The following is a 26,536-nucleotide window of genomic DNA, read 5'->3' as shown; positions in this document are numbered from 1 at the left end:
GCGATCTCCCTGTTTATATGCTGGCGGCGTGGTGGCGCAGCGCGTGGTCAGTCCGGTGTTGGTCGGCCGGAGCGAGGAGTTGGCGAGGCTGACTGCGGCTCTGGACACGGCTGTCGAGCAGGGTCCGGCCGTGGCGCTGGTCGCCGGGGAGGCCGGGATCGGAAAGTCACGCCTGCTCGCCGAGTTCACGCGGTCGCTGGACCCGGGGGTGCGGGTGGTCGGGGGCGTCTGCGCGGAACTGGGGCGTGACTCCGTGCCGTACGCGCCGTTCGTGACCGTCCTGCGCTCCCTGATCCGGGTCGAGGGCGTGACGCCCGGCCCCTACCCCCGGCTGGCCCGCTGGTTCCCCGAACTCGGCGCGCCGGGCGACGACTTGGAGGGCGGCAGGCATCGACTGTACGAGGAGGTGCTGACGCTGGTCGAACGGGTGGCCGCCGACCGGCCGCTCGTCGTCTCGGTCGAGGACCTGCATTGGGCGGACACGGCCACCTGCGAACTGCTCGGCTTCCTCGCCAGGAACCTGACCCGGCCCGGGGTACTCCTCGTCATCACCCACCGGCCGCCCGAAGTTGGACCGCTGCTGTCGGAGCTCGCCCGCCGACCGGGCACCACCCGCCTGCGCCTCGGCCACCTCGACGAACGGGACGTGGGCCGCCAGCTGACCGCCATCCTCGGCACCGAACCGGATCCGGCGACCGTGGGCCGCGTCCATCGACGCAGCGACGGCAACCCGCTGTTCGTCGAGGCGCTCGCCCGCGCCGGCGAACGGACCCCGGACGACGTACGCGATCTGCTGCTGGACGGCCCGCGGTCGCTGCGGAGCCCGGCTCGCGAGCTGCTGAGCCTGGCCTCCGTGGCGGGCGGGCGGGTCGGCCACCGCCTGCTGGCCGAGGTGGCGGGGCAGGACGGGGCCGAGCTGGACACCCTCCTGCGTGAACTCGTCGACCGCAGCCTGCTGGTCACGGCAGGCGACGGCTACGCCTTTCGCCACGCCCTGATCCGGGACGCGGTCTACGACGACCTGCTGCCCGGCGAGCGTGCGCGCCTGCACGCTCGCTACGCCGAGGCCCTGCGCGACGGCGACGCCCCGGCGGAGCTGGCCGCGCATGCCCACGCGGCCGGGGATCGTGGCCTGGCGCTGTCAGCCGCCTACCTGGCCGCCGGACAGGCACGCACGTCGTACGCCTACGCCGAACAGGTCCGGCTGCTCGGCATGGTCCTCGACCTGTGGGATCCGGAAGTCCCGCTGGGCGCCGACCGGATCGGCGTGCTGACCGACGCCGCCGAGGCCTGCATGCTCAGCGGCGACTACGCTCGCGGCGTCGAGTACGCCACCGCCGGGCTGGTGGCGGTGGACGAGCGGCGCGAGCCCGAGCGGGCCGCCCTGCTCCTCGAACACCGGGGCAGGCTGCGGCACCGGCTGGACACCAGCGGCAGCTCCGACTGGGAACACGCCCTGGAGCTGCTTCCGCCCGGCAGCGCGCATCGGGGTCGGCTGCTCGGCGTACTGGCGATGGGCGTTCTTCCTGATGTGGACCGGGCCCGTGCGTCGTTCGAGGAGGCGCTCGCGATCGGACGGGCCACCGGCGACGCCATGGTCACCGTCCGCGGGTTGCTGGGCGTCGGATCCATGACCGACGACCTCGGCATGCTCGCCGAGGCCCGCGCGCTCGCCGAACGGCTCGACAGCAACGACCTGTTGATGACCGTGCCCATGTACGAGGCCATGCTCCACACCAGAGCGGGCGACCACCAGCGCACCATCGAGGTCGCCGGTGCGGGGATCCGCCTCGCCCGCCGCTACGGTCTTGCGCGCAGCCGGGGAGCCGAGCTCGCCCGCTACGCGGGAAGCGCCCTGATCCTGGCCGGGCGGTGGGACGAGGCAACCGCCGTACTGGAAGAGAGCCTCCAGGCGGACACACCACCGCAGTCACGGCGGGGCCTGCGCGCCCTGGTCGGCCATCTGTCGCTGCTGCGCGGTGACTTGACGACGGCGGCCGAGGCCGCGGCAGCCATGGAGCACCCCGACGCCGGAAGCCTGTTCTTCCGCCATCAGCTGCTGTGCCTGCTCGCCGTGGCCCAGGGCGACCCGGAACGGGCCGACCTGCTCCTGGACCGGGCACTGACCGACCCCGCGCTCACCCGGATCTACAGCAGCGACGCCCGGCCGGTCCTGGTCGCCGGCGCCCTGGTGCAACGGGCGCGGCTGTCCGCACGCGCCGACACGGAACTACGGCAGCGGGTGGCGGCCCGGCAGGTCCAACTGGCCACGATCGACGCCGAGTTCAGCCTGGACGGGACACTCGACCGAGCCTGGCAGACCATGCTCCGGGCGCTGATCGAGGACGCCGGCTGGGACCAGGCGGTGGCCTCCTGGCGTGAGCTGCGGCAGCCGTACGAACTGGCGCTGTGCCTGTTCCACGCCGCGCGCGCCCTGCTGGCCGCGGGCGACCGCCCCGGCGCGACGGCCCGCCTCAGGGAGGCCGCCCGGCTGGCCGATGACCTGCGCGCCACACCGCTCACCCGCCAGATCAACCAGCTCCTGCGCCCGCGCCCCACCCAGGACGGCCTCACGGAACGCGAGCTCGAGGTGCTCCAGTTGATCACCGAAGGCCTGAGCAACCGGCAGATCGCCGCCCGCCTGCACATCTCGCCGAGTACGGCGGGCGTACACGTCTCCCACATCCTGACGAAGCTGAGCGCGACGACACGCACCGAGGCGGCGACCATCGCCTTCCGCGAAGGGCTGGTCGGGGCCCGGCTGGGTGACAGGTGACGAACGGGCAGGTGTGAGCGATGCGCGGGCGGACGGCACCAAGGGACTGGTCGCGATGGCCAACGGCTACCGCGTGTCCTCGCCGTCGGCGCGTCACACCGATGACTCTGCCGGTTGCCTGAAGTCTTCCTCGTGACATGTGCGCCCCGTCGGTGGATCAGGAGGCGGCGGGTCCGGTGTCATGGAGGAGAGAGGCAGGCCAGGATGATCAATCCGATTCGGCTGTACATGTCGATGTCGCTCGACGGCTTTGTCGCCGGTCCGGACGATCGGCCGGGGCAGGAGCTCGGACGGGACGGCGGACGGCTGTTCAACTGGCTGGACGACCGGAAGAACGACGGTCCCAGCGGCCAGGTCTACCGCGAGGCGCTGGCGACCGGCGCGTTGATCTCCGGCCGGCGGACCTTCGAACTCGCCGGGCGCTGGCAGGGCGACCATCACGACGGTGTGCCGATCCTCGTCCTCACCCACCACGTGGACGACGGGGACGTGCCGCCCGGCCACGCGCGTTTCGTCACGGATGCCGAGGACTGCGCCCGTCAGGCTCGCGCCGCCGCCGGCGACCGGCCGGTCATGGTCCACGGGGCGGGGGCGGCCCAAGCGCTCCTCCGGGCCGGGCAGTTGGACGAGATGGAGATCCACCTGGTGCCGGTCCTCCTCGGGGACGGCCGACGGCTCTTCGAGCACCTGGGCGGCGATCACATCGAACTCGACCTCGTCCGACGGCTCGAGGACCGAGACGTCACGCACCTGCGCTACCAGGTGCGCCGACCCGGGGGTGCCGCGTGAAGACGCTCTTCGTCTCCTACCGCGTCACCGACCTGGACCGCTCGCTCGCCTTCTACACCGCCCTGGGCTACGTCGAGTTGGGCAAGGTCGACATCGGCGACGGGGCTCGCCTCGTGATCCTCAAATTCCCCGGCGAACCGGCGGCCTCGCTCGAACTGGTCCACCGTCCCGCCGACGGACGCGTCGACGTGGGCAGCGGTTTCGACCACCTCGCAATCCAGGTGGACACGCTGACGGACACGGTCAAGACACTGACCGAAGCCGGTCTGGCGCCGGAGCCCCTCCAGTTTCCGGGCGGCCCTGACGGCCCGAAGACCTCATGGCTCACCGACCCGGACGGCTACCGGATCGAGTTGGTGCAGTGGCCGTCCGGGCATCCCGACGGCATCACCGCGGCGGACTTCTCCTGAGGTGGCCGCCGATGAGGGGATCGACGTATCGCGGAGCAGCCGGTCAGCCAGCCGTCGGTCATGCCGCCGGGCAGTGCAAGCGCAGTCCGGAACCGCCTGGGTGCCATCCCGAGCAGGCCGTACACCATGAGACCGACCACTGGGGCGACGGCTGGGTCCTGGGGGCCTCCGGTGCGCCGCTGCGGAGAGGCTGCACCAGCGACAGGTAGCGGGCCGGGTATCCCCCTTGGCAGAGACCGTAGGGCAGCGTGACCTGCCGCAAGGACGGCAGGTCGAGCAGCGGGGCGAGGTCCTTCTCCTTGAGGGAGTCACATCCGCCGATATGAAGGGTGATGAGGTCGGGTACGGCGAGCAGGGCGCCGATGTCCTCCAGCTCCGGCAGATCGAGCCAGAGGTGGCGGAGGTTCTTGTGACCGGCCAGGGGTGAGAGGTCCCGCCAGTCGAGTTCGTCGATGTTGAGCTCGGTGACCGGCCCGGCCGGGATGTTCTCCACGCGCGGGCATCTGATCAGTTCCAGTCGGCGCAGGTCGGGGCAGTTCTCCAGGGCGTGCAGCGATCCCAGGTTCGGCATCCGGGCGAAGACCACGTCCTCCACCGGAGCACCGGCGAGGCCGCCGGGATCCACGAGCAACTCACAGTAGGCGACGTGCAGTTCGCGCAGTGCGGGGACATCGCCGAGGCCGTCGAGACCGGTCAGTGAAGGGCAGTTGTTCAGCCGCACCCTGCGCAGGGCGGGCAAGACACCGAGTTCGCCGGGGCGGCGCACGTTACGGCATTGGTAGACGACCAGGTCGGCCAACTCGTCCTGGTGTTCCAGGCCTTCCAGGGTGACCAGACCGTCGCAGCGGATCACATGCAGGGACGTGAGACCGGGGACAGCGGCGAACGGCGTGAGGTCGGGCAGCTGACCGAGTCCCTCCAGGCCGAGTTCGTCGAGTGCGGACAACTGAGTCAGCGCGGCGAAGTCGTGCAGCGCTGGGCAGCCGGCGAGCCAGAGCGACTTCAGGAAGCCGAGTGTCTCCAGGCCGCGCAGGGAGGTGAGCCGCTCGGCTCCTTCGACGATCAGTCTGGTCAGCCGGGTGAGTGCGAACAGCGCGCTGACGTCGGCCAGTTGGGGACAGCCTTTGATCTCCAGCCGGGTGAGCCGGGAGTGGGAGCCTAGTCCGTGGAGGGTCTGGAGACGGGGGCAGTCCTCCAGGATCAGTTCGGTCAGGCCGGGCAGCGCGTCGATACCGGCCAGGTCGTTCAGGCGGCCGCAGCTGCGCAGGTCCAGGTGGGTCACGGCGGGGACGTCACGCAGGCCGGTCAGGTCACGGATGCCGGTCCAGCCCAGGTCGAGGTGGGTGAGCCGGCTCAGCCCGGACAGCTGCGAGGCGTCCCTGAAGGAACGGCAGCCACGCAGGGTCAGTGTCTCCAGCGCGGGAAAGGCCGTACCGAAACCGTCGGCGGACCGCACCCCGGTCATGCTCAGGTCCAGTTCCCGCAGGTTCCCCAGGGACAGCAGTGGCGCGGTGTTCTCCACGGCCCGGCAGCGGTGCAGGTTGAGCCGGGTCAACCCGACGAGACGGGCGATCGGGGTCAGATCTTCAACGCCCGAGCACCCGTTGAGGTCGAGGTCCGTGAGGCCGGTGAGCGCGCCGACCTCGGTCAGGTCGGTGATCTCCTTGCAGCGCTCGATGTGCAGACCGCGCAGCAGCGTGAGGTGGCGCAGTCCGGTCAGCGACGTCATCCCGCGCAGCCGTATCGAGGTCCGGTTCTCGCGGGCGAGGGCGGGGGCGAGCAGGGCGGCGCAGAAACCGTCCGGGTCGGACGCCTGCGGCCACAGCTTCAGCAGCACCTCGGAGGAGAGCGCGGCGGTGTCCGCGAACCGGGCGGCCACGGCAAGTGCCGTTCCGTCGTCCGGGATCGCGACGAGTTCCCCCATGGCCCGACGCACCTTGACCGGCTTCCCCGTGGCCAGTAACTCGCGCAGTTCGCCCAGCCGGGAGGCACCGGCACCGCTGCCGTCGTTGTTCGCAGTCATGGCTCGGAACTGTAGAGGCCGGGTCTGACAGCCGTACGCGGGTAAGGGTGCGAGCCAAAAACGACCAGCGCTCAAGGGGCGGGACGTGAGAAGGTCCGGTTCGATCTAGGGCAGGGGGAAACATGGGACTGATCTACAGCTACGACATCTACCTGCGCCCTCGGAATGTCGCCAGGGTGTTGACCAATCTGGCCGAGCTGGCACCACCGGCCCGTGCCGTGCCGCCGCTTGAGGTCCTGCTGCCCGGCGGTGAGCGGCTCGTCCTCCCGTTCACGTCCCGTTTCGAGAGCGCGCCGGTCGACTGCTCCACGAGCGGCACGCTCGACCTCGACACGTCCCTCACGTTCGACGCCGATGACGCACTGCGTGAGTACGCGCGGAACAACGGTCCCGATCCCGGGGCGGACGGGCGTGTCCAGATCGGGTACGTCTACGCGACGATCCGGTTCGAGTCCGTCCCGCACCCTGGCTACGCGTCGGTGGAGTGCTGGGCCGCGACGTCGGAGATGAGCCGCTTGTTCGCGCGGTCGGCCAACATCAGGAAGGTGTTCACCGACCTCGCCGCCGACAGCGGAGGAGTGTGCTGCCTGTTCGACACCGGCGACGGCGCCCCCCAGCAAGTGTGCTGGCTCAACGGCGAACCCACCCAGGAGACAGTCCCCGGCCCCCGCTTTCCAGATCAGCGGGCACTCGTGGCGACTTGGCCCGCCTCCGAGGAGTGACCATCGGTGAGTCCATGACCGTATGCGAGCCGTACCGTCCACCCGCCCCCAACTCCCCTGCCGACGACCGGCGCTGAGGGGGCTGTCCCCCGTTCCGATCCTCGGGTACACCGGATCGCGCCTCGTCGGCGGCCGAACCTAGCGTGCAGTCATGATTCCGACCCTACGGAAGCACCTCGCCATGGCCATCGGTGCTGTCACGCTGCTCACCGCCGGGATGACCACCGCCGCCGTCGCTCAGCCCGAAGTCCCGTTCCCCGCCTGGCAGTTGCGCCAGGACACCGAGGCGATCCATGCCCTCGGGGTCAGTGGAGTGCAGGCCCGCGTGATCGCGCCGGACGGTCGGCAGTCGGTGGCCACCAGCGGCACCGCCGACCTGGGCACCGGGCGACCGGTCCGGTCCGACGGGTACTTCCGTATGGCGAGCACGTCCAAGACACTCGTGGCCACCGTGGTACTCCAGTTGGAGGCCGAGGGCAGGCTGTCCCTGGACGACACGGTCGACCACTGGCTGCCGGGAGTGGTGCGGGGCAACGGCAACGACGGCACCCGCGTCACCATCCGCCAACTGCTCCAGCACACCAGCGGAATCCACGACGCCCTCCCCGGATACACCACGCCGGAGGAGTACTACGAGCAGCGCTACGACGTCTACAGCCCCGCGCAGTTGACCGCCCGCGCCATGGCCCACGCGCCGGACTTCCCGCCGGGCGAGGGCTGGAGCTACTCCAACACCGGTTACGTCCTGCTCGGCGGCATCGTCCGGAAGGCCACCGGCCGACCCGCGCACCAGGAGATCGAAGACCGTGTTCTCCGTCCGCTCGGCCTCAACCACACCCTGTGGGGCGGTACTTCGCCCACCCTGCCTCGGCCGCACGCCCAGGCCTACCAGCTCTTCGGCCCCGGTGCCCTGGTGGACGTCACGGACCAGGTACCCGTGGACTACGAGAACCTGTCGTTCGTCACGACGACGCGGGACGAGAACGTCCTGTTCCGCGCGCTGCTCGCGGGCCGGCTGCTCCCAACGCGCCAACTGACCGAGATGAAGCGGACCGTCCCCGTGAGCGCCGAGGTCCAACAGCTGTGGCCCGGCGGCCGATACGGCCTCGGCCTGGCCGAACGCCCGCTCACCTGCGGAGGCACCTACTGGAGCCATGAGGGCGGCGACGGCGGCTACATCACCCTCAACGGCGTCACCGACGACGGCAGTCGAAGCGCCGTGGTCTCCATGTCCGAGGCGCGCGGCGACACCCTGGAACACATCCTCGCCCAGGAGAACGCGGCCAGTTCCTTGATCGACCATGCACTGTGCGCCGGGGGTGGCGGCGCCCGCTGAGCGGGGGCGTCGGCGGGTGCCCCATGGCGCTCACGCGCCGGCCCGTCACGGGTTTCGCGGAGTGCCAGGTGCGCGGCGCGGCGCCGAGGGCGGGGGCGGTTCGGTGGGGTCGTGGAGGGGCCGGACGACGATGTCCCCCTTCGTCCGACCGGTGACCGTCGCCGTCTCGGCGTGGTCACGCGCCGCCTGCTGCAACGCGTCCGCCACCGCCCGCGCGGCCGCTGCCGTGCCGGTGTGGCCGGTGCGGTAGAGGGTCCGGGTGATCTGGCTGCCCGTGATGGGCAGTGCCGTCACGGTCACCTGTTGCAGCTGGGCCGCGAAGAAGGCGGGCAGCACCGCGGCGCCGAGCTGTCCGGCCAGCAGGGTCTGGACGGCGATCATGTGGTCGGCCAGGTGCTCCACCGACGGCACGACCCCGTGGGCGCTCGCGAACCGGGCGAAGGCGCGTCCGCGGGCGGAGTGCGCGGGGGCGCTGATCCACGGGCGGCCGGAGAGGTCGGCAGGGGTCGTCGGCGGCTCCCATCCGGCCGGGACGACCACACGGTAGTCGTCCTCGCTCAGCACCTGCGCCCGCACCGACGGCGGCAGGGGCGCGGCGGTGTCCCGGTCGTCGATGATGACCAGGACGTCCAACTCCCCCAGCCTCAACTGCCGTAGACCATCGGGCAGTCCGGTCTCCACGAACCTCGGCTCGACACGGGGGTACGACAGGGCGAGCAGGCGCAGTGCCCGGACCGCGAGGCGGGCCAGTACCCACGAGGTCGCCCCGATCGCCACCGGCCCCTGGGCGACTTGATGGTTCCCGGAGTCCAACTGCCGTGCCGCAGCGGCGAGTTCCCTGCCGATGCGCTCTCCGGTCGCGGCGAGCAGTCGTCCGGTCGCCGTGAGTTCCAGCCTCGGGCCCGAACGGTCGACCAGCGGCAGGCCCACTTCCCTTTCCAAGCTGGCCAGTTGCTGTGACACCGCCGAACGCGTATGTCCCAACACCCGTGCCGCCGGGGCGAGTCCGCCGCTCTGCGCGATCGCGTTGAGGACCAGGAGGCGTCTGGGGTCGAGGTCCATGCGCGCGGCCTCCCGGGGTCGTAGGACATCGGACATCGTGCACGGGCTGTGCCGACGTACCGCAAGTATCCCTGTCGGGTGGACGCAAGCAGCACTGTACGACGGGGCTACCGGGTGGCCGCGCGGCTGCGAGACTTGGCGGTATCCCGAGGGCTTCGGCCACCACCTGCCTCGGCACAGCCATGCCCGAAGCCCGGTCAACTTCCGTCCCAAGGAGGCCGCACGTGGCCAGTTCCGCACTCCGGCGCGCTCGAGTGTCGTCCCCTCCGGGGCCACGCCGGTCCGTTGTCGCCCTGGCCGTGGCCGGCACGCTGCTGGGGCTGCCGCTGGTGTCGGGCTGCGGTTCGTCCACCGGCACGGCCGACGGCCACGCCTCTCCGGTCGCCGCGCGGAGTGGCGCTACCACCGACGCGGCCGCCACGGGGAGCGCGACCTCCGGCGGCACTTCCAGTGGTACCTCGTGGATGCTGACCGCTCCGCAGGTCGCGGCCGGTTACCGGCAGGGGCAGCCGCCGGCGGACATGGTGCAGCGGTTCGACGCCGACACCAAACAGAATGCCGCGCGTCTGGGTGTGTCCGGCACACATGTGCACGCCTACTACGACGATCCGGCAGACGGTGCGTGGATCTTCTATGTGGGACTCAACGGCAGCGGCTACGACCCCGACCATCTGCACGACATCCTCGACCAGCTCCCGGCCGTCAGCGACGACGGCGCCGGGGACCGGATCACCACCAGCGCCATCGACGCCACACCCGGCCCGCACGGCGGCCGGGCGATCTGCGACACCGTCCTGCTCCGCAACGACCTGATCACCACGGCGGTCACCACCTGCTCCTGGTTCACCCCGACCACCGTCGCCGGCATCACTCTCGTCTCGAAAACCGACGGCACCAGCACCAAGCTCGGCTTCACGGCCACCGATGTCGCCCCGGTCATGCGCGCCATACGCGCCCAGGTCGAGGTACCGGGGCAGTAGCCGCAGGCCTCGACGGGTCACCGTACGCCCAGGGCCTTCGGCCCTCTGTCGGAGGTTTTTCTGCACGAATCGACCGTGAAACGGTACTTCCCGTCGCTCCCGCGCGGCCCTGTGCGTTTTCCGTCGATCCCGTCCGCTTACGAGACCGCTGAAAGAGGGTGGCGGGTGAGCATCGGAGGGAAGCACCATGGCGGATCAGGGTGGCAAGGCGGCTTGTGAGGGGACTTCGGCGTCGGGTGAGTTCGACCCGCTGGTGGCGCTGGAGGAGTTGCTGGCGCCGGCCGGGCTGTCGATCGCCGATACGGGTGGCCGGGTGACGTTCGCCGGTGAGGATCCGATCGTGCCGGACCGGATCCGTCTGGGAGCGGCGGTCGGCATCCCGATGATGGCCAGTGCGGTGGGTGCGGCGGCGTTGCACCGGATCCGGACCGGCGCGGGGCAGGACCTGCACCTGGATCTACGGCAGGCGGTGCACCACATCACCCCGCACGCGTTCTGGCATCCGACCCTGAACGGTGAACTCCCGGAGCACGCCCTGGTCTTGGACAATCCCTTCCTGCTGGACAGTTACCGGACCCGGGACGGCCGTACGGTCATGGCTTCCGGGGTCTATCCGCATCTGGCGGCCAAGTGGTGCCGGTTCCTGGACGTTCCCCCGGACAAGGACAAGGTCGCCGCCGCCTTCGCGCGGTGGGACGCGTTCGAACTGGAGGAAGCGGCCAATGCCGTAGGGCTTCCGCTGTGTGTGGCCCGGACTGCCGAGGAGTGGGCCGCGCACCCCCAGGGTCGTGTGCTGGCCGCGCGGCCGGTGATCGGGCTGGAGCGGATCGGTGCGGCGCCGGTCAGGGAACTCGGGGCCGCCTCACGCCCGTTGGCGGGGGTGAAGGTGTTGTCCTTCACGCATGCGATCGCCGGGCCGACGGTGGGGCGGACGTTGGCCGAGCAGGGTGCGGATGTGCTGTGCGCGACCCGGGTCAACGACTACGAGCACGCGTTCATCTACACCCAGGCCAACATCGGATCGCGCAGCACGCTGCTGGACCTGAACACCGACCGGGGGCAGGGACTGCTGGACGAACTGCTGGCCGATGCCGACGTCGTGGTCAACAACCATCGCGGCGACAAGCTGGAGAAACTGGGGCTGGCCCCGGATCGGCTGGCCGAGCGGTGTCCCGGGCTGGTCCAGGTCTCGGTGACCTGTTACGGGTCGCAGGGCCCGTGGGCCGACCGCGGCGGCTTCGACATGAACGGGTCCGCGGCCAGTGGTCTGATGGCCGCCGTCGGCTCGCCGGCGGAACCGAAACTGCCCGTCACCGGCATGATCAACGACTTCGTCACCGGCTACATGGGTGCCGCCGGCGCGACGGCGGCGCTCGTCAAACGGGCCACGGTCGGCGGCAGTTGGCACGTGACGGTCAACCTGACGCGCAACGCGATGTGGTGCCTCGCGCTGGGTCTGGTCGACCCGGCGCTGGTCGGCACCGACGCACAGCACAGCCTGCGCGAGCCGAAGGCGTTCGACGCCCGGACGCCGCTGGGAGACCTGCGCTTTCCCGCGCCGCAGGTCGAGTTCGGCCGCACCCCGCCCGCGTGGCCGGAGCCCGCGCTGGTCCCGCGCGGGGCGAGCCGCCCCGCATGGCGGTGACGGCCGTGATCGTGCGCGGTGCCCTGGAGGTCGGCGGGCGCACGCGCACCTACGTGCAGGTCGGCGCGGAGCGGCGGGACCGGTCCGGAGACCCGGCCCGGCCTCTGGTGGTCGTCTTCCACGGCACCGGTCAGACGGGCCGGTCCGTGCGCCGGTTCAGCGGCCGCTCGTTCGACACCTTCGCGACCGGTGCCGACGGAGTCGTGGTGTATCCGGACGGCTACCGCAGGGACTGGAACGGCGCCCGCGACATCGACACCCCCGCACGGCGCCGGGGCATCGACGACGTCGGGTTCTTCACCGACCTGGTCGAGGCGATGGCCACCGCACACGGAACCGCGCGGGAGCGTGTGTACGTGATCGGGTTCTCCCTCGGCGGCCAGATGGTGATGCGGCTGCTGCGGGAGGTACCGGGACGGCTGGCAGGCGCGGCAATCATCAGCAGCACCCTGCCCGCCACGTACGGGACCCGGACCCCGCCACCGGCCGACACGGCGGTGCCGGTGCTCCTCTTCCACGGCACCGCCGACCCCCTGGCCCCCTACGGCGGCGGCGTGGTGAGCGTCAGAGGGCTGTTTCCCCGCGGCCGGCACCGCTCGGCCGAGGAGACGGCCGCGTACTACGCGGCCCGCAACGGCATCACCGGCCCGCCGGTCGGCGGACCGCTCCGCCAGGCCGACGGCAGTGCGGTCACCACGGTGACGACCACCACCTACGGCGGTACCGGCCCCGCACCGGTGACCCTGTTCACCGTCCACGGGGGCGGCCATCAGATCCCCAACCCCGCGCACACCCCGATGCCCTGGTTCTGGGGCCGCTCCTGCCCCGACCTGGTCTGCGCCGACCTCATCGGCCGGTACCTGCTGCCCGCGACGAGGTGACGGCCGTCCACCACAATGGGCCCGTGATGGCCGTAGAACGACAGGGCATCGACGAGGACGACGTCGCCCTCATCGACGCCCTGCACGTCAACCCGCGCGCGAGCTTCGAACAACTCGGCGCCACCCTGGACCTCTCCGCGGTCACCGTCGGGCGCCGCTGGCGCAGGCTGACCCGTGACGGAGCCGCCTGGATCTCCTCCGCCCCCGGACCGGCCATGCCGCTCGCCGGTGCCGTGCTCGACGTGATGTGCGCGCCCGGGCAGGTCACCGAAGTGGCCCGGGCCCTGGCGGACAACCCGCGGGTGGCCAGCGTCCATCTGACCTCGGGCACATGGGACCTGTTCGCGCTCGTCGTCGCCCAGGACCTCGCGAACCTGTCCGCGCTTCTGGTCGACGGCCTCGCTCCCACCCCGGGCGTCCACAGCACCCGTGTCCGGCCGATCATGGAGCTGTTCAGCGGCGCCCACTGGCGGCTCGGCGCGATCGGCCTGAGCGCGGCGCACGAACTGTCCGCCGGCCATCCCGAACACCACGACCGGCAGGCCGCACGGGAACCGGACGCCTTCGACAAAGCCCTCTACCAGGCGCTGCAGGTCGACGGCCGGATGAGCCTGCGCGACCTCGCGAAGCGGCTGGGCCGCTCCGAACCCGCGGTCAAGCGCCGGCTCGACCATCTCACCCGCAACGGAACGCTCACCTTCCGCACCGACTTCGTCCGGTTCGCCGGCGGCTGGCACCTGTACGTCTCGCTCTCCCTGCGGGTGCCCGACGAACTGCTCTACGAGACGGGCCGGGACATCGCCCGCTGGCCGGAAACCCGGGTGTGCGCCGCCGTGGCCGGGACGGCGAACCTGTTCGTCACCGCCCAACTGCACGACCTGCGGGCACTGGAGCCACTGCTGCGGCGCATCCGCGCCATGAGCCCCGGCATCGAGATCGACGACCGGCAGATCGTTCTACGAACCGTCAAATCCTGGGGGCGACTCATCGGTCCCGACAGCCACGCCATCGGCGTGGTCCCCGTCGACCCGTGGGCTTAGACCGCGTCCTACGTGGTGCGGCGGACGTTGAGCCGAGCCTGATCGGCGGGTCGCCGAGAGCGACCTCCGGGTCAGCGGCAAGGGCGGTGAGATCGCCGGATTCATCGGACCCCGGGGCGGGTTCGGGCAACGAGCCGGGTCTCGATGGTGCGCAGGGTCGAGATCACGGCGTCGATGTCGTCGGAGTCGGTCACAGCCTCCTCGAGAAGGCCGCTCCAGACCTCACGGAGTCGTCGCAGATTCTCCTGCGCCTTCTCGGTGGGATACAGGCGCACCCGCCGCGCGTCGCGCTCATCGGTGTCGCGCCGCACCAGGCCCGCCTGCTCCAGGCCGCGCACCGCCCGGCTGAAGTTGCTCGAGATCATCTGGGTGGCTTCGGCGGCCTCGCGGGCCGTCGTGCCCGGGTGGCGGTCGATATAGCGCATCACCGCTCCCTGCAACGGAGTTCCCGACTCGACCTCGCCCTCCTTCGACGCCCCGATGTGGCGGCCCACCGCCAGGATCCGGTCGGCGAGTTCGAACAGCCGCGAAGCCTGCTCCTCGTCCATGCGCCAGGACCTCCGTCGTCGCCCCTCGATTGCTGTCAGTTGACAGCTACTTTAGTCCGGGCGTTAGCTTTGCTGTCAAATGACAGGTATCGCTGGAACGAAGCCACCGGCCGTGCCACCCACCTGTCCGTCTGCCCGTCTGCCCGTCTGCCCGTCTGCCCGATCGAAGGACGAAGACCATGACCCTCATCGCCATCGAAGAACACTGGGTGGCCCCGAACCTCACCTCCGCCCTCAAAGCCCTGCCGCGGCCGGACGAGAGCCTCGCCTTCAACGAGATGGGCGACCACCGACACCGCCTGGAGGACCTTGGCGAGGAGCGGATCGCCACGATGGACGCCCAGGGCATCGACATCTCGGTCCTCGCCCTGACCCCGCCCGGAACCCAGCCGCTCGCCCCCGAACAGGCCCGGCACCTGAGCCGCGCCGCGAACGACATGGCCATCGCGGCCGTCGACAAGAACCCGACGCGGCTGCGGGCACTTTCGACGCTGCCCATGTCCTCCCCTGAGCACGTCGTCGAGGAGCTCGTGCGCGCGAAGGGCCTGGGCCACGTCGGCACGATGGTCTACGGCCGCTCCGGCGACCGCTTCCTCGACGACCCGGCCTACGACGAGTTCTTCGCCGCCGCGGCGGAACTCGGCCAGCCGGTCTTCATCCACCCGCAGATCCCCTCGGACGCGGTGCGCGACGCCTCCTACCGGGGTCTCGGCGAGCTGACCGATCTCGGCCTGGCCACCTTCGGATGGGGGTGGCACCTCGACACCGCGACCGCGGCACTCCGGCTCATCCTGCGCGGCACCTTCGACCGCCACCCCGCCCTCCAGGTGGTGCTCGGCCACTGGGGCGAGATGCTGCTGTTCTGGCTCGACCGGGCCGACAGCCTCGCCCGCCTCGCCGGACTGCGACGGCCCGTCTCGGACTACATCCGGACCAACTTCCACATCACCGCCTCCGGCATGCTCAACCCCGCGCTGCTCCACCACGCCCTGTCCGTCACCACCGTCGACCGGCTGATCTTCTCCACCGACTACCCGTTCCAACACCCGACCCGGGACGAGATCAACTCCTTCCTCGGACACTTCAGTTCGGACGAGGACCGGCACAAGTTCTCCTCCGCCAACGCGGCAGCGCTCTTTGGCCTCGAACTCTGATCAGGGAGTGGGAGCGGTTGCCGTACGCCCTCCAGGCATGGTCGGGCCGAGCCGGGTAACCCCACTGGTATGCCACGGACACCGGGACCAGGAGAACAGGTCGAGCGCCGGGCGCCGGACCGGCCCACCAAACTGCCGAAGCGGTCCTGGTGGGCGGTGCTCAAGGGCACCGTCAGGGAGTTCCAGGTCGACGAACTCGCCGACCGGGCCGCGGCGTTGACGTACTACGGAGTGCTGTCGCTGTTTCCGGCCCTGCTGGTCCTGGTCTCGCTGCTCGGCATGGCCGGCAAGTCTGCGACACAGCAGGTCCTGGACAACATCGAGAAACTGGCGCCGAGTTCGACCCGGGACATCATCAGCGACGCGATACGCCAGCTTCAGGCGCCCGGCGGCCTCGGCTCGATCGTCGCCGTGGTCGGCATCGTGGTCGCGGTGTGGTCGGCCTCCGGCTACATCGCGGCGTTCATCCGCAGCGCCAACGTCGTCTACGACATGCCCGAGGGCCGCCCCGTGTGGAAGGTCCTGCCGATCCGCGTCGGCGTCACCGTGGTGCTGCTCGTCCTGACGGTGGTCAGCGCGCTCATCGTGGTGTTCACCGGCGGCCTGGCCCGCGCGGCGGGTTCCGCCCTCGGCATCGGGGACGCGGCGCTGACGGTGTGGTCGGTCGCGAAGTGGCCGGGACTGGTCGTCCTGGTAATGGCGATGATCGCGATCCTGTACTGGGCGGCGCCCAACGTGAAGGGCCGCGGCTTCCGTTGGGTCACTCCGGGCAGCGTGCTGGCCCTGGTGGTCTGGATGGTCGCCTCGGGGGGCTTCGCGTTCTACGTGGCGCACTTCGCGTCGTACAACAAGACGTACGGCACGCTCGCCGGCGTGATCGTCTTCCTGATGTGGCTGTGGATCAGCAACATCGCCGTCCTGCTCGGCCTCGAATTCGACGCGGAACTGGCCCGCCAGCGTGCCGTCGCCGGCGGACTCCCGAAGGATGAGGAGCCATACCTCCCGCCCCGGGACACCCGCGCCTGGAGCAAGAAGGACCAGCGCCGCATGGACTGACCGTGCCGTCCACTGGGCGCCGGTCAGGTCGTGATCATCACCATCAGGAACTGAGCGAACTCCTCAAACAGAAGCCCAGCCCCTTTCCCTTGCCTCGGCGATCCTTCAGCCGGTGCCGCCGTCCTCCAACTGCTCGGCGACGCCGCGGGGTTCGCGGCCGAGCAGACTGGCCAGCAGAGGGTCGACCCCGGCGAAGCGGCCTTCGCGAGCGGCCTGGTATCTGGTGAGCATCCTCCGTGCCATCCCCTCCGGCATGCCATCCGCGACCTTGTCCGCGATCCACTCCTCGTCGTCCAGCACGACCCGCTTGACCTCGCGGCCGCTGATCTCAGAAGCCATCGCCGCGACGTCGGCGAGGGTCACGGCCTGCCGCGCGGTGAGGGTGACCGGCCCGTCGAAACTCCGGTCACCGGCCAGGACGACCGCTGCCGCTTCGGCGGAATCGGCGCGGTCGGTCCAGGAAATCGGGCCATCGGCTGGTGCCGCGATCTCGCCGGTCTGCCGCCAGGGGCTGAGCAGCCACAGCACACTGTGGGCGTAGTAGCCGTTGCGCAGCGAGGTCCAGGCGACACCGGATTCGGCGAGGAGCACCTCGGTCGCGGCGTGATCGCGGGCCGGGGGGAAGGGACTGTCGGCCCCGGCACCCTGATGGCTGGTGTACAGGATGCGCCGGGCTCCCGCCGCGACGGCGGCCTCGATGCCGACGCGGTGCAAGCCGACATGGTCGGCGTGCGGGTCGTTGGAGGACACGAGCAGGACCTGTTCAGCGCCCTCGAAGGAGTGCCGCAGCGCGGCCGGATCCGCGTAAGAGCCCTGACGCACCCGCACCCCGCGGTCGGCAAAGTGCCGCGCCTTGTCGACGTCGCGCACGCTCACGCCGATCCGCTCCGCAGGAACACGCTTGAGAAGGTGCTCAACAGTGGCGCCGTTCAACGCGCCCGTGGCCCCAGTGACAACGATCATGATGAATCCCCTTTTTTTACTTGTCACACCCGCCGCAGTCAGTGCGCACGGAATTGGTATGCCTCAGCAGCCCTCAAGCAGCAACGGCAGAAGAATGTCGTCGACGAGGTGCTCGACAAAGCGCTCATCGCACGGCTCGCCCGCGACGACCACCCGGTGCACGATGACCGCCGGAGCGATCTCGGCGAAGAGCTCGGCGGCCCGGGGCGTCAACCGCTCGCCGTCCCCGATCGCCTTGCGGAACGGCTCATCAGTCATCGCCGCCTCGTCCCGGCGCAGGATTCGACGCATCTCCTCGGCAAGCCGCGGGTCCCCACGCATCCCCGCGAACAGCGCCCCGAGCAGTCCGATCTCCTGCTCAGCGATCTCCCGGGCCAGCCACCCGGCGAGCGCGAGCAGGTTCGCCCGCAGGTCGGCCGCGGCAGGCGCGGGCGGGGTGGCATGCGAGCGATAGTCCACCGCCGCGGCAACCAGGGCGGCCTTGTCCCGATAGCGACGGTAGATCGTCGTCTTGGCGACCCCCGACCGCCCCGCGACCGCCTCGATCGACAACTGCTCGTACCCGAGCTCCGTCAGCAGCGACAAGGTCGCCTCCAAGATCGCCACATCCCGACGGGCATCCCGCGGCCGACCCATGCCGACCGCCGCGTCCGCCCCGCCGTTACGCGACCCACTCGATGCCTCGGTCAAGAGTGACCGCCCCACTTTCGATACGCTACCGTTGCGTATCGAAAGTATCCCCTGATCGCCCCCGAGCTCAACCCGAACGGCGGGCGGTCAGCGCTTTCCGGCCACGGGGGCGGCGCCCCACTTCGGAGTCGGCAGAATGACGATCGGGAACCCGATGGGGGCGTTGAAGGTCAAGACCGCCCGCCCCAGGACGGCGCCGTACTCACCTCCGGCTCTCCCCGCGCCCCTTCGGCCTCTGGTCACTCCATGTCGGCGAAAACGCTGGAGTCCAGGTGTCCGAGGAGGTCCGCGGTATCCCGGTACACGGCGCGGGCGCCGGCCGCCTCCAGATCCCTGCGCGGAATCCCGCCGGACAGCACCGCCACCGGGACCGCTCCGTCCCGTACGGCGGCCTTCATGTCCCAGACGGCGTCGCCGACGAACACGGCTCGCTCGCTCGGAACACCCGCGAGTTTCCTGGCTTGTTGGACGGGATCGGGGGCGGGTTTGCCGTCGGCGACGTCGTCCGCGCTCGCCGCCCCGAGGATGACGTCGTCCGCGTCGATCGCGCGGCGCAGCGCGGCCAGTTCCGCGCCGCTCGCCGAGGTCGCGAGGACGATCGTCCAGCCCCGCCCGGCCAGTGCGCGCAGCAGGTCGCCCGCCGCGTCCAGCACCGGGAGCCGCTCGAAGTACGTGGCGTAGAGGGCGTGATGGGCCGCGACGAACCGCTCGTCGGCCTCACGGTCGCGGTCCTTGCCGAGCAGATGCTCGATCAGGTCGTCGCCGCCGAGGCCCACGGCCCGGTGGATCTCCCGCATGGGGACGCGCCGGCCGCCCTGCCTGAACGCCTCCCACCAGGTGACGACGTGGAGGTGGTTGGTGTCGACGAGGGTTCCGTCGACGTCGAAGATCGCGGCGCGTTTCGTGGTCATCACAGGCTCACAGTTCGCGGAGGGCGGGCAGCAGCTTCTGTTCGGCCCATTCCAGGTACGGCTCCTGGTGCCCGCCGCCGATCTGGACGAGCGCGACCTCGGTGAACCCCGCGTCCGCATAAGGCCGTACGGCCTCGACGACCGCCTGCACGTCGTCGCCGCAGGGAATCGACTCGGCCACATCCTCCGGGCGTACGAACTGGGTGGCGCCCTCGAAGGCGGCGGGGCCGGGGAGTTCGGAGTTGACCGGCCAGCCGCCGGCGAACCAGCGGAACTGGTCGTGGGCGCGGGCGATCGCCGCGTCGCGGTCGGTGTCGTAGCAGATGGGCAGCTGGCCGACCTTGGGCTTGCCCGCGCCGCCGTAACCGTCGAACGCGGAGGTCAACTCCGGCCTGGGTTCAGTGGCGATGAGCAAGTCGGCGAGTCGGCCCGCGAGTTCGCAGGAGCTGTCGCCTGAGACGGCGACACCGATCGGTAGCGGCGTCTCGGGCAGATCCCACAACTTGGCGTTCTCCACGTCGAAGTGCGCACCGTGGTGGTTGACGTTCTCGCCCGCGAGGAGTGCGCGGATGATCTCCACGGCCTCCTCCAGCCTCGCGAGCCGGACATGTGCGGCGGGCCAACCGCCGCCCACCACATGCTCGTTGAGGTTCTCCCCGGAGCCGAGACCGAGGCGGAACCGCCCCTCGGACAGGAGGTGGAGCGTGGCGGCCTTCTGGGCGACGACCGCCGGGTGGTAGCGGGTCGTCGGGCACGTCACGTACGTCATCAGGGGAATGCGTTCGGTGGCCTGCGCGGCGGCACCGAGCACGCTCCACGCGTAGGAGGCGTGGCCCTGGGACTCCAGCCAGGGGAAGTAGTGGTCGGACGTGACGGAGAAGTCGAAACCGGCGCGCTCGGCGCCGACCACATGGCCCACCAGCTCCCGTGGACCGGCCTGCTCGGTCATCATCGTGTACCCGATCTTCACCATGGCGCGCATCTCCTCGTGGGTCGGACTCTCGCAGGGACGGTTTCCCGTCCCGTCAGCACTTCGTCGTGAGCCGCAGACCGACCTCCTTCTCCCGGCCTCCTGACGCCGCGCCCCAGTGGTCCACGGCGAACGCCGTGCTCAGAGCCTCGAACAGCTGGTCCACGGCGGCGTAGGCGCCCTGGAGCGTGGCGGAGACCGAGCTGTCCAGCGGAACGGGATCGGTCGGAATCCGCTCCCGGGCCGGCTCGAACTCCGCGGTCCACACGGCGGAGTGGTCGCCCGGCTGCTCCTGGGCCATGTCGTCGAGGGAACGGTCGGTCGGGAACGCCATCCGCAGGACGCCGAAAACAGTGGCGGCGTCCTCCTTGGACGCTGCCGTGAGGGACACGGTGGCCATCGAGCTCACTCTCCTTCCGAACGACGGGACACCGAGGGTTTCGGCCCCCTGTGTTTCCGGCGTTCTCTCTTCCTCGCACGGAGTTGGTGTCAGAGCCGGGTACCCCGACGGCCGACGACAAATCCGACCTCGACGCCTCTGACCTGGGGGGCCGGACCGTGACACACCCGGTCCGCATGAGACGGGCCGGGCGGGTTACCCGGGGGCTGTGCTGAGAATCGGAATGATCGCGGTGGTCGTGGCCGCCGCCCTCGCGGCTGCGGCCGCGGCCGTGACGGTGTCGCCCTGGTGGTGGACGGCCGCGGCGCCGCTCGCCGCGCTAGGCGTGATCGGTATGTGGGATCTGGTCCAGCGGCGGCACTCGGTGCTGCGGAACTATCCGGTGCTCGGGCACGCCCGCTTCCTGCTGGAACGCATCCGCCCGGAACTCCAGCAGTACTTCGTCGAGCGGAACTTCGACGGCCGCCCCTTCGACCGGGACATCCGCAGCATCGTCTACGAGCGGGCCAAGGGCACCGCCGCCGAGGAGCCGTTCGGCACCGAGCGTGACGTGTACCAGGCGGGATACGAGTACCTGGTTCCCTCGATGGCTCCGCGCCCGGTGCCCGAGAACCCGCCACGGGTACGGATCGGCGGCCCGGACTGCACCCGGCCGTACGACATGGCGCTGCTGAACGTCTCCGCGATGAGCTTCGGCTCGCTCTCCGCCAACGCCGTGCTCGCGCTCAACCAGGGCGCCGCGGCGGGCGGTTTCGCGCACGACACCGGTGAGGGCGGGCTGTCGGAGTACCACCTGCGCCCGGGTGGCGACCTGGTCTGGGAGATCGGCACCGGCTACTTCGGCTGCCGGACCCGGGACGGGGACTTCGATCCCGGCGAGTTCGCCGAGAAGGCGTCCGGCGAGAGCGTCAAGTGCGTGTCGCTGAAGCTGTCGCAGGGGGCCAAGCCCGGTATCGGTGGGGTGCTGCCCGGGGCCAAGGTGAACGCCGAGATCGCCCGGGTGCGGGACGTCCCCCAAGGGCAGACGGTCATCTCACCGCCGTATCACCGGGTGTTCTCCACGCCTCGTGAACTGGTCCGTTTCATCGCGCGGATGCGGGAGCTGTCCGGCGGCAAGCCTGCCGGTTTCAAGCTGTGCCCGGGTTCACGTCGGCAGTTCCTCGCGGTGTGCAAGGCGATGATCGAGGAGGGCACCGCGCCCGACTTCATCATCGTCGACGGCGGTGAGGGCGGCACGGGCGCCGCGCCTCTCGAATTCGCCGACCACGTCGGCACCCCGCTCACCGAGGGTCTGACGACCGTCCACAACGCGCTGGTCGGCGCGGGCCTGCGGGACCGGATCCGGATCGGCGCGAGCGGCAAGATCGCCACCGGGACGGACCTCGTCAAACGCCTGATCCAGGGCGCCGACTACGGCAACGCGGCCCGCGCCATGATGTTCGCGGTCGGCTGCATCCAGGCCCAGCGCTGCCACACCAACACCTGCCCCGTCGGCGTCACCACCCAGGACCCGCGCCGGGCCCGCGCACTGGACGTCGGAGACAAGGCCGCACGCGTGCGTCGCCTCCAAGAGGCCACCGTAGGCAGCGCGTTGCAGATCATGGCCTCCATGGGCGTCACCGACCCCGCCCAGCTCAGGCCGCACATGCTGCGCCGTCGTATCGACCCGCAGACCGTCCGTTCCTACGACGTGCTCTACGACTGGCTCTCCCCCGGCCAACTACTGGTCGAGCCCCCGGCGGACTGGGCCGCCGACTGGAAGGCCGCCGACCCCGACCACTTCACCATCTGACCCGCACCCGCTTAACGATCCGACCTGGAGGAATCCGTGGCACGAACCGTCGCCCGCGTCATCGTGGACGCCCTGAGCGAACTCGGCGTCCGCCAGGTGTTCGGCGTCGTGGGAGACGCGCTCAACCCCCTCACCGACGCCATCCGCACCACCGACGACGTGGAGTGGGTCGGCTGCCGCCACGAGGAGGCCGCCGCCTTCGCCGCGAGCGCCCAGTCCCAGCTCACCGACCGCCTCGGGGTGTGCATGGGCACGGTCGGCCCCGGCTCCGTCCACCTCCTCAACGGCCTCTACGACGCGGCCAAGAGCCGTACGCCCGTCCTGGCCGTCGCCGGCCAGGTCCCCCTGTCCGAACTGGGCAGCGACGCCTTCCAGGAGGTCGACAACGACCTGCTCTTCCGTGACGTGGCGGTCTTCCGCGCGACCATCACCGACCCCGACCAGCTGCCGCAGCTCCTGGAGACGGCGGTGCGCAACGCCCTGGGCCACAAGGGCGTCGCGGTCCTCACCGTGCCGGGCGACCTCGGCGACCGCGAACTGCACCACGACCGTCCCGCCCGCTTCTCCCTCACCACACCCACCACCCGCCCCGAGGCGTCCGCCGTACGACGGGCCGCCGACCTCCTCTCCGCCGCGGACCGGATCACCCTGCTGGTCGGGCAGGGCGCCCGCGCCGCCCGCGAGGACGTCCTCGCGCTGGCGGACCGCCTCGCGGCGCCGATGGTGCTGACGCTGAAGGCCAAGGAGGGCTTCGAGGGCGACAACCCCTTCCAGGTCGGCCAGACCGGTCTGATCGGCAACCCGGCGGCAGCCGGAGCCATGCGGTCGGCGGACACCCTGCTCCTGCTGGGCACCGACTTCCCCTATCGCGACTGGTATCCCGAGGGCCGCACGGTCATCCAGGTCGACACCGAGCCCGCGCACATCGGACGCCGTGTCCCCGTGGACCTCGGCCTGGTCGGCGACGTGGGTGCCACCGTCCGCGACCTGCTCGGCCAACTGGCCGCCGAGCCGGGCGAGTTGGGCGGCGCACGCGACCGCGGACACCTGGACGAAGGACGGAAGCGTTTCCTGAGCTGGCGTGAGAGCCAGGCACGGCTCGCCGATCCCGCACACGACACGAGCCTGGTCGGCAAGGTCCGCTCCGCGCTGGACAACCGCGAGCACGGCATCCGCCCGGAGGCACTGGCCGCCGCCGTGGACCGCAGCGCCACCGACGACGCGATCTTCACCTCGGACACCGGAATGGCCACCGTCTGGCTCTCCCGGTTCGTCGAGATGCGCGGGACACGTCGACTGATCGGCTCCTACAACCTGGGCTCCATGGCCAACGCGATGCCGCAGGCGCTCGGCGCGCAGTACCTGGACCGGGACCGCCAGGTCGTCGCGTTCTGCGGCGACGGCGGCCTGAGCATGCTCCTCGGCGACCTCATGACCCTCAAGTCCTACCAACTGCCGGTCAAACTCGTCGTCTTCGACAACCGTCGCCTCGGCATGGTCAAGCTGGAACAGGAGCAGGCGGGACTCCCCGAGTTCGGTACGGTCCTGGACAACCCCGACTTCGCCGCCGTCGCCACCGCCATGGGCATCACCGGCATCCGCGTCACCGACCCCGCCGACCTCGACGACGCCGTACGCCGCGCCTTCGCGACCGCCGGCCCCGTCCTCCTCGACGTCCTCACCAACCCGGACGAGATCGCCGTACCCGCCAAACCCACCGTCGAACAGGGCTGGGGCTTCGCCGTCGCCAAGATGAAGGAACTCCTGCGCAGCCACGGCGACGAAACCCAGCACTGATCACGGGCGCGGTGGGACGACGGCCTGGCCCACTCCAACCTCGAGGTCACCGGAGAAGGCCGGTTGATCGCAGCGCTCTCGCTCGTGGTGAATGTATGGGCGGCCGCACTGATCGTCACCGGCGCCCTGGCCGCCGGCACCGGAACGGACCATCGACAGCGTCAAGGCCGACCTAGCCGAGATCAGAGAGAGGGCACACCGATGACCCAGGACAAGCCGCACACCGGCGATGAGGCGACGCCCGCCACGGACCGACTGCGTGCGCCGGCCGAGGAGAGGACGGCACAGGCCCAGGCCCAACTCCGGGACAGGGCATCCCACGTGGTCCATGTGGTGCGGGACAGGGCCCCGGAGCCGGTACGCGAGAAGGCCGGCCAGGGTCTGCGGGCGGCACGGGCCAACCGCGCCCCGCTGCTCGTCGCGGCCGGTGCGCTCATCGCTCTGCTGCTCATCCGCCGCTCCAGGAAGCACCGATGAAGGCGAGCAAGATCGCTTACGGACCACCCTGCCATGCCGAGGACACCCCCAACGCCACCGCCATCCGTCGGCTGACCGGCAGTTGTACGGTGGCGGAACGGGGCCAGCCGTCCGACCGGGGAGCCCGAATGACCGACGACCCGACAGCCGTCGTAGAAGCGGCGTTTCAGTACTACAGGTCGCAGGACCGCGACGCGGCCTTCCCGCTCTACGTCGGCGATTTCACGTTCACGAGTCCGCAGGACGATCACATCGACAAGTCGGCCTTCTTCGAGCGGTGTTTCCCGACCGCGGACCGGTTCACGGAGCAGCAGTTGCTGCACGTCACCCCGGCAGACGAAGAACTCGTCTTCGCCTACTACGAGTTCGAGCTCACGACGGGCGGCAGGTATCGCAACATCGAGGCGATCACTGTCCGGGACGGGCTCATCCAGGAGGTGCAGGTCTTCTTCGGCGGCAAGGCGTGACGAGACCGGCGCGCCCATGCGGTCGCGGCCCGGGCTGCTCCTGTCGGGCCGACCGCAGCGGCTGGGGCCGTACGACCACGCGGTCCTCAAGCCGCGCCGGGCGCGTTCTACGGCACCTGCCCGGGCGGGGCTCCTCCGCGAACTCGGCGTCCACACGCCGGTGTTCGCCGGGAGCGGGCGTGTACCCGGCGCCTCGGCTGATGACCGATGACCGCTGCTGTGGTGGCGGGCTCAGGTGGCCGGCGCCGGGTCGGGGGCGGGCGTCTTGGCCGGGCCCGGCTCCGGTTCCAGTCCGGGCTTCCTCCGGCCCGGCGTGTGGTTGAAGAGCAGGTTCAGCAGGAACGCGGCGAGGGTCGCGCTGGTGATGGCGCTGCCGCCGATGATCTGGACCCAGGTCGGGAAGGCGTGGTAGATCGTCGGGGCCGCGACGGGGAGCATGCCGATGCCTATGGACACGGCGACGATGAGCAGGTTGCTGGTGCCCTCGAACTCCACCTTGCGCAGGGTGTTGATGCCGACCGCGGTGACGGTGGCGAACATGACCAGTCCGGCTGCTCCGATCACCGGTCCCGGCAGGGAGGCGACGATCTCGCCCAGCTTGGGGATGAGCGCGAGGACGACGAGAATGCCTCCGGCGACGGCGGCGACGTAGCGGCTGCGGACCTTGGTCATGCCGACCAGGCCGACGTTCTGGGCGAACACGGTGTCCACGAAGCCGTTCATGACGCCCGCGAAGATGCCGGAGACGCTGTCACCGGCGAGGCCGCGGGCGAGGTCGGCCTTGCTCAGGGGACGGCCGGTCATCTCGCCGACGGCGAGCATGTCGGCGGTGGACTCGGTGAACGTCACCAGCATCACCACGCACATGGAGATGACGGCGGCGATCGGGAAGTGCGGGGCGCCGAAGTGGAACGGCGCCGCGAGCCCGAACCAGTCGGCGCCCTTCGCGGAGGAGAAGTCCGTCAGGCCCATGGGGACCGCGACCAGCGTGCCGACCACCAGGCCCAGCAGCACACCGAGTTGGGCGACGAAGCCTCTTGTGAAGCGGTTGACGAGAACGATCAGCAGCACGATTCCACCGGCGAGCGCCAGGTGGCTGGGCGCCGCGTAGTCCTTGGCTGTGGCGTCCTGCCCGGCGATCAGGCCCGCCGCGACCCCTATCAGGGAGAGCCCGATGACGGTGATCACCGACCCGCTGACGAGCGGCGGGAAGAACCTGACCGCCCGCGCGAACGGCACACAGACCAGCAGCCCGAAGACACCGGCGGCGATCATCGAGCCGTAGACCGCCTGCATGCCGTACTCGCCCGCGATCAGGATCATCGGGGTCACGGCGGTGAAGGTAGCGCCCGCGACGACCGGCAGCCGCACGCCCAGGATCCTGCCGATGCCGAGCGCCTGAAGCATCGTCACCAGGCCGGCCACCAGCAGGTCGGCGTTGATCAGCAGCCCGATGGTCGAGGTGTCCAGCTTGGCCGCCGCGCCGAAGACCAGCGGGACGGTGACGCAGCCGGTGTACATGACGAGCACGTGCTGCAGACCGAGCAGTCCGAGCCGCCCGACGGGGAGGATCTCGTCGACCGGGTGTCGGGCGGGTTTGTCGGTGGACGCGGGCGCGTCAGGGGCCTGGGACACAGGGAGCCTCCG

General features: G+C 70.6%; 24 protein-coding genes and 1 pseudogene. 16 read left to right on the top strand and 9 right to left on the bottom strand.

Annotated elements, in window-relative coordinates; all coding sequences use genetic code 11:
- Nucleotides 1–28 precede the first annotated feature (28 nt).
- The 3 genes from OO69_RS02910 (at nucleotide 29) to OO69_RS02900 (ending at nucleotide 3,975) form a co-directional block, all read left to right on the top strand.
- Nucleotides 29–2,776: a helix-turn-helix transcriptional regulator gene (locus OO69_RS02910; RefSeq protein ID WP_051800730.1), complete on the top strand. Its 2,748-nt coding sequence runs from the start codon at nucleotides 29–31 to the stop codon at nucleotides 2,774–2,776.
- A 204-nt stretch (nucleotides 2,777–2,980) separates the two neighbouring features.
- A complete protein-coding gene (locus tag OO69_RS02905) occupies nucleotides 2,981–3,565 on the top strand; it encodes a dihydrofolate reductase family protein (RefSeq protein WP_033278702.1) in 585 nt (194 codons plus the stop codon).
- Nucleotides 3,562–3,975, top strand: a complete 414-nt coding sequence (locus OO69_RS02900; RefSeq protein ID WP_033278701.1) for a VOC family protein — start codon at nucleotides 3,562–3,564, stop codon at nucleotides 3,973–3,975. The genes OO69_RS02905 and OO69_RS02900 overlap by 4 nt, the downstream gene beginning before the upstream one ends.
- 58 nt (nucleotides 3,976–4,033) lie before the next feature.
- On the opposite strand, the gene OO69_RS48740 is transcribed toward OO69_RS02900, so the two are convergent.
- Nucleotides 4,034–5,998: a leucine-rich repeat domain-containing protein gene (locus OO69_RS48740; protein WP_063744402.1), complete on the bottom strand. Its 1,965-nt coding sequence runs from the start codon at nucleotides 5,996–5,998 to the stop codon at nucleotides 4,034–4,036.
- A 122-nt stretch (nucleotides 5,999–6,120) separates the two neighbouring features.
- On the opposite strand from OO69_RS48740, the gene OO69_RS02890 reads away from it, so the two are divergent.
- Both OO69_RS02890 and OO69_RS02885 read left to right on the top strand, forming a co-directional pair.
- The gene (locus OO69_RS02890; RefSeq protein ID WP_033278700.1) at nucleotides 6,121–6,720 is read left to right on the top strand and encodes a hypothetical protein; all 600 of its coding nucleotides are present in this window, start codon (nucleotides 6,121–6,123) and stop codon (nucleotides 6,718–6,720) included.
- Between the two features lie 151 nt (nucleotides 6,721–6,871).
- Nucleotides 6,872–8,056, top strand: coding sequence for a serine hydrolase domain-containing protein (locus OO69_RS02885; protein WP_106970950.1), 1,185 nt, complete (start codon nucleotides 6,872–6,874; stop codon nucleotides 8,054–8,056).
- 45 nt (nucleotides 8,057–8,101) lie between these two features.
- On the opposite strand, the gene OO69_RS49335 is transcribed toward OO69_RS02885, so the two are convergent.
- On the bottom strand, nucleotides 8,102–9,118 hold the full coding sequence (locus OO69_RS49335) for a LysR family transcriptional regulator (protein ID WP_051800728.1): 1,017 nt from the start codon (nucleotides 9,116–9,118) through the stop codon (nucleotides 8,102–8,104).
- Between the two features lie 299 nt (nucleotides 9,119–9,417).
- Here OO69_RS49335 and OO69_RS02875 point away from each other — a divergent pair, with 299 nt between their 5' ends.
- From OO69_RS02875 to OO69_RS02860, 4 genes are all read left to right on the top strand, one after another.
- Entirely contained in the window at nucleotides 9,418–10,098 is a 681-nt protein-coding gene (locus tag OO69_RS02875; RefSeq protein ID WP_033278699.1) for a hypothetical protein, read from the top strand.
- A 187-nt stretch (nucleotides 10,099–10,285) separates the two neighbouring features.
- Nucleotides 10,286–11,743: a CoA transferase gene (locus OO69_RS02870; protein ID WP_051800727.1), complete on the top strand. Its 1,458-nt coding sequence runs from the start codon at nucleotides 10,286–10,288 to the stop codon at nucleotides 11,741–11,743.
- Nucleotides 11,734–12,624 carry an alpha/beta hydrolase family esterase gene (locus tag OO69_RS02865; RefSeq protein WP_033278803.1) on the top strand — a complete coding sequence of 297 codons (891 nt, stop codon included), beginning with the start codon at nucleotides 11,734–11,736 and terminating at the stop codon, nucleotides 12,622–12,624. The genes OO69_RS02870 and OO69_RS02865 overlap by 10 nt, the downstream gene beginning before the upstream one ends.
- Before the next feature lie 26 nt (nucleotides 12,625–12,650).
- Nucleotides 12,651–13,664: an Lrp/AsnC family transcriptional regulator gene (locus OO69_RS02860; RefSeq protein WP_033278698.1), complete on the top strand. Its 1,014-nt coding sequence runs from the start codon at nucleotides 12,651–12,653 to the stop codon at nucleotides 13,662–13,664.
- Between the two features lie 101 nt (nucleotides 13,665–13,765).
- Here the strand turns inward: OO69_RS02860 and OO69_RS02855 are convergent, their stop codons facing one another.
- Nucleotides 13,766–14,212, bottom strand: a complete 447-nt coding sequence (locus OO69_RS02855) for a MarR family winged helix-turn-helix transcriptional regulator (RefSeq protein WP_033278697.1) — start codon at nucleotides 14,210–14,212, stop codon at nucleotides 13,766–13,768.
- A gap of 179 nt (nucleotides 14,213–14,391) precedes the next feature.
- Here OO69_RS02855 and OO69_RS02850 point away from each other — a divergent pair, with 179 nt between their 5' ends.
- Both OO69_RS02850 and OO69_RS02845 read left to right on the top strand, forming a co-directional pair.
- Entirely contained in the window at nucleotides 14,392–15,366 is a 975-nt protein-coding gene (locus OO69_RS02850; RefSeq protein WP_033278696.1) for an amidohydrolase family protein, read from the top strand.
- Between the two features lie 69 nt (nucleotides 15,367–15,435).
- Nucleotides 15,436–16,422, top strand: a complete 987-nt coding sequence (locus tag OO69_RS02845; protein ID WP_051800725.1) for a YihY/virulence factor BrkB family protein — start codon at nucleotides 15,436–15,438, stop codon at nucleotides 16,420–16,422.
- 105 nt (nucleotides 16,423–16,527) lie between these two features.
- Here the strand turns inward: OO69_RS02845 and OO69_RS02840 are convergent, their stop codons facing one another.
- The 5 genes from OO69_RS02840 to OO69_RS02820 form a co-directional block, all read right to left on the bottom strand.
- A complete protein-coding gene (locus OO69_RS02840) occupies nucleotides 16,528–17,385 on the bottom strand; it encodes an SDR family oxidoreductase (RefSeq protein ID WP_033278695.1) in 858 nt (285 codons plus the stop codon).
- Nucleotides 17,386–17,448: 63 nt separating this feature from the next.
- Nucleotides 17,449–18,021, bottom strand: a complete 573-nt coding sequence (locus OO69_RS02835) for a TetR/AcrR family transcriptional regulator (RefSeq protein WP_033278694.1) — start codon at nucleotides 18,019–18,021, stop codon at nucleotides 17,449–17,451.
- A gap of 293 nt (nucleotides 18,022–18,314) precedes the next feature.
- The gene (locus tag OO69_RS02830; RefSeq protein WP_033278693.1) at nucleotides 18,315–18,986 is read right to left on the bottom strand and encodes an HAD family hydrolase; all 672 of its coding nucleotides are present in this window, start codon (nucleotides 18,984–18,986) and stop codon (nucleotides 18,315–18,317) included.
- 7 nt (nucleotides 18,987–18,993) lie between these two features.
- Nucleotides 18,994–19,959, bottom strand: a complete 966-nt coding sequence (locus OO69_RS02825) for an LLM class F420-dependent oxidoreductase (RefSeq protein WP_033278692.1) — start codon at nucleotides 19,957–19,959, stop codon at nucleotides 18,994–18,996.
- A gap of 52 nt (nucleotides 19,960–20,011) precedes the next feature.
- Nucleotides 20,012–20,356, bottom strand: a complete 345-nt coding sequence (locus OO69_RS02820) for a hypothetical protein (protein WP_033278691.1) — start codon at nucleotides 20,354–20,356, stop codon at nucleotides 20,012–20,014.
- Between the two features lie 223 nt (nucleotides 20,357–20,579).
- Between OO69_RS02820 and OO69_RS02815 the strand changes: the two genes are divergently transcribed.
- From OO69_RS02815 to OO69_RS02800, 5 genes and pseudogenes are all read left to right on the top strand, one after another.
- Complete coding sequence (locus OO69_RS02815; RefSeq protein ID WP_106970949.1) at nucleotides 20,580–22,148, top strand: FMN-binding glutamate synthase family protein; 1,569 nt, start codon at nucleotides 20,580–20,582, stop codon at nucleotides 22,146–22,148.
- Nucleotides 22,149–22,184: 36 nt separating this feature from the next.
- Nucleotides 22,185–23,945 (top strand): thiamine pyrophosphate-dependent enzyme, encoded by a 1,761-nt coding sequence (locus OO69_RS02810; protein WP_033278689.1) that lies wholly within the window; start codon nucleotides 22,185–22,187, stop codon nucleotides 23,943–23,945.
- A gap of 66 nt (nucleotides 23,946–24,011) precedes the next feature.
- Nucleotides 24,012–24,150: pseudogene (locus tag OO69_RS52850) on the top strand (phage holin family protein); the annotation flags it as partial.
- Nucleotides 24,147–24,422 carry a hypothetical protein gene (locus OO69_RS02805; protein ID WP_033278688.1) on the top strand — a complete coding sequence of 92 codons (276 nt, stop codon included), beginning with the start codon at nucleotides 24,147–24,149 and terminating at the stop codon, nucleotides 24,420–24,422. The pseudogene OO69_RS52850 and the gene OO69_RS02805, both read left to right, overlap by 4 nt.
- Complete coding sequence (locus tag OO69_RS02800; RefSeq protein WP_234444313.1) at nucleotides 24,419–24,889, top strand: nuclear transport factor 2 family protein; 471 nt, start codon at nucleotides 24,419–24,421, stop codon at nucleotides 24,887–24,889. The genes OO69_RS02805 and OO69_RS02800 overlap by 4 nt, the downstream gene beginning before the upstream one ends.
- Nucleotides 24,890–25,120: 231 nt before the next feature.
- Here the strand turns inward: OO69_RS02800 and OO69_RS02795 are convergent, their stop codons facing one another.
- The gene (locus OO69_RS02795; protein ID WP_234444312.1) at nucleotides 25,121–26,524 is read right to left on the bottom strand and encodes a nucleobase:cation symporter-2 family protein; all 1,404 of its coding nucleotides are present in this window, start codon (nucleotides 26,522–26,524) and stop codon (nucleotides 25,121–25,123) included.
- Nucleotides 26,525–26,536: the final 12 nt, after the last annotated feature.

Source organism: Streptomyces sp. NRRL F-525 (assembly GCF_000716605.1).
GTDB lineage: Bacteria > Actinomycetota > Actinomycetes > Streptomycetales > Streptomycetaceae > Streptomyces.
The sequence above is the reverse complement of the archived record's forward strand: the minus strand, read 5'-3'. Positions and strand labels throughout refer to the sequence as shown.